This window comes from Bacillus swezeyi (assembly GCF_001969815.1).
Lineage (GTDB): Bacteria > Bacillota > Bacilli > Bacillales > Bacillaceae > Bacillus > Bacillus swezeyi.
In genome coordinates, this window is sequence record NZ_MRBK01000094.1 from 1 (window position 1) to 1060 (window position 1060).

1 protein-coding gene is annotated in these 1060 nt (G+C 43.0%); it reads right to left on the reverse strand.

Annotated elements, in window-relative coordinates; genetic code table 11:
* Positions 1–893, reverse strand: an 893-nt coding sequence (gene gmuG, locus BTA30_RS22425; protein ID WP_434061761.1) for a mannan endo-1,4-beta-mannosidase, incomplete at its 3' end; no start/stop codon positions are given.
* Positions 894–1060 lie beyond the last annotated feature (167 nt).

Sequence of the window (1060 nt, forward strand, 5' to 3'; positions counted from 1 at the left end):
ATAAATGAAGAGTAGTCTAAACTTCCGTTTGTCGTTTGCGGTCCGACTTCGGTGAAAGCAAACGGTTTATTTAATGATGTTAATTGGTCGTACCCCTGAATGGAATACGGGTCATTAAAGTAGGCGTCCAATCCGACAATATCAACATATGAAGAGCCCGGATAAAAATCGGTTTTAAAGTCTCGGTTGGCATCCGGTGCGTACACCCATAACAAATTGTCCAATCCTCTTGTATGTGTCATATAGTGATAGATTTTTTTGTGAAGCTGTTTGTATAAACTGATTCTCTGGCTGTCTTTTTGATTATATTCTGTGAGCCCCCACCAGAACCATTCCCCATTCATTTCGTGAAGAGGTCTGAAAAGAACTGGAACACCTTCGTTCTCCAGCTGTTCCAGTCCGTCAGCGACTTTGCTCAGCATGGCTTCGAGCCGTTTACCTTCTGCTGTCGATGAATTTAATATATTTTGATATTGGCTGTTTGAAATCGGTGTTTTAAAATGGCCTGTTGTGTATGCGGGGTTTGCCAGATGTAAACTGATTTGAGGTATCCCGCCGTTCTTCCAGTATGAAATTAAATCACTGTTGCAGCTATAGTCAATGGTATCGGCTATATTTGCCGGTTCAAGCCATCCTCTTGCATAATCACAGCCGTAAATCGCAGGCCGCTGTCCCGTTGCATTTTTGATTCTGTCGGCTTCTGTCATTGAAAATGTATCAAGGCTGTATCCTCCGAATGCGCCTGACATCACTCGGTTTTCCGACCTGTTTGGCAGATGGGCGAGCCAGTTCATGACGGCTTTTGTTGTGGGCTGGGCTTTAGAATTGACCGGAGATACAGTATGCGCGTAGATGGTCTGTGAGCCGGAAAAAATAAACAGCAATGCAAACATGAAGCAGACTGTACTTTTTTTCACTTTGATAAAACCTCCTGTTTGAAAAACGTTGAGCAGCATAAAAAATGAATAGGACATTGCTTAACGGTCGCTTTTTTGTGCATCACCTCCTTTAGGGGCATTCTTACCGTTATGGCGCCTTTATTGCTGCATCATTAAATCAT